Annotated in this window: 1 protein-coding gene and 1 pseudogene; both read right to left on the bottom strand. The window is 56.6% G+C overall.

Annotated features, from left to right (window positions below; translation table 11 throughout):
* Nucleotides 1-280: 280 nt before the first annotated feature.
* Nucleotides 281-784, bottom strand: a pseudogene (locus AC5JJ6_RS11270) (BsuBI/PstI family type II restriction endonuclease).
* Between the two features lie 70 nt (nt 785-854).
* The gene (locus AC5JJ6_RS11275) at nt 855-1,838 is read right to left on the bottom strand and encodes a sensor histidine kinase (RefSeq protein WP_496042119.1); all 984 of its coding nucleotides are present in this window, start codon (nt 1,836-1,838) and stop codon (nt 855-857) included.
* Nucleotides 1,839-2,068: the final 230 nt, after the last annotated feature.

A 2,068-nucleotide genomic window follows, 5' to 3' on the forward strand; every position in this document is an offset into this window, starting at 1 on the left:
GCTCATGAAGGCATTAATAACACAACCCTTCTGCCTTATCCATTCGATTAGGGTATTGCTTAACCCTACTTACCTGAGAGCCCGAAAATTCTCCGGTAATAAGAAGCGAAAAATGTTGGATATACTATCGCAAAACGTGTTCCTCCGTCTGGAGACATCTTGGCACAGGAAGCTGGGCACGACTTCGCAGAAGCCGTCGGGGGAAATAGGTCAGAGTGATTTTTCTCTACTCCCGATTCCGCTCTTCGGGCTCGCAATCGGTCAAGCAATCGATCCACCGCTACAGATATCCCTTCCTACTCACCCCTATTAGATATGGCCCAGGAAATCTCACACCATTAAAATGTATCAGGTGCGAAGGCGCGTTAGCCACCCACACCTCAGTCTCCCAGGCGATGTCACCAAGGTAGCGGCCTATGATCGCCCCATTCGGAAAGGCAGTCACGTAAACCAGACCTGCGGTGCTGCTGGCGAATAGGCAGGCCAATTCCTCGTGTCGCTTACCGTCTACCGGACAGCGACTGGTTACGCTTTCGACCAACAGTAGCCAGTTCCTGTCCGGATAGTAAAAGACGACATCCGGCATCTTGCCGTGGCTATTGACTGCAACGCCAAGGTCGCCCAACGACCGGCGATCAAAATAACCTCACTTATCACCCGTGTCGCCGGCGTATACCAGGACGCCGCCAGGAACGACTCGCGACCCGAACTCTTCGATAATCATCTTGATAAATTCGCTATGAGCGCCAGGACTAAGTCGATTGAGAAAAGGGGTCAGAGTGATTTATATCCACTGGTTACTTCTCGCTAAGCTTATAACTTTCATCTTTTCAGTCAGCCGACTTCCACCCCATTCAAGCCCCCAGCCGAGCCTTGCTCATACGCAACGTAACGATAACCCCTTCAGTTGGCCAATCGAACGCGATGGTACCGCCGAGCTGGCTAGAAACGCTTCTCGTGACCAACTGGCTCCCGAAGCCCGAGGGCTTGTTCGCGGCCTCGACCGGCGGCCCCCCGGTTTCAGTCCAGATGATAACGACCTCACTGTCCTGCACCGTGCATGATACGACGACCGTGCCGCTTTCCTTCGAGAGCGATCCATACTTGATTGAGTTCGTCGCCAGTTCATGGACGACAAGGGCCAATGTCGTGGCCGACGCCTCTCCGACAAGCAATTCCGGCACGCAAACCCTGACACGGGCGCCGATCGCTCCCTCATCGTCGTAGGGTCCCAGAAGAACGGCAAGCAGCTTGCCAAGGACGGCGGCCTCCTTGGGCTGACTGAGAACGGGGCGGACGAGGTCGTGCGCACGGCTCAGTGCGGTAAGCCGCTGGGTCAGATCGCGGTGCATCTCTGCCGTCGTCGCCGTCGTGCGCGCCGAAATTCCGGTGAGTGCGGAGGCGATGGCGAACAGGTTCTTGACCCGATGCGCCATTTCGTTCGCGATCATCTCGCGGGCTTCCTCGGCCAGCTTGCGCCCGGTCACGTTGAGGAAGACCCCGAACATCATCCGCCCAACAATGCCCTGGTCATCGCCCCTGCCGCGCGCCGATATCCACCGGACCTCCGCGCCGTGCAGGATGCGGAAGTCTATTTCATAAGCGCCGAAGATCTCCCGCGTCGCCGCGAAAGCGGCCCTCACCCTATCCAGGTCCTCCGGATGGATGCGGGCGGAAAGGTCCTCGAACGTTATCGTTCCGACGTCGACTCCCCACAGGCCATGGGCGCGCTCGTCCAAGGCGATCTCGTCGGTATCGACATTCCACGACCACAGCGCGATGCCGGCCGCATCGGTGGCGATCCGCAGTCGATGGGTATCCCACACCGGGGGGCTCATTCTTTCCTCTGACATCGCCGTACTTCCAATGCTGAATGGTTTCGCGAGCGCATTGGCCGACCGCCAACTTACTTTGCCGGCGGGCCACACATCGACGACTCGATATGGTCAGCAGGTTTCTTGTTTCTGGCTAGTAGTATAGTGGATAGGAAGCTTCCCGTAACATGGGCTCTCCCAGCAGAGATTAAGGGCAAGAACGAATTACTCAATTATTAAATTCAACTAACTTG

Source organism: Skermanella sp. (genome assembly GCF_059503625.1).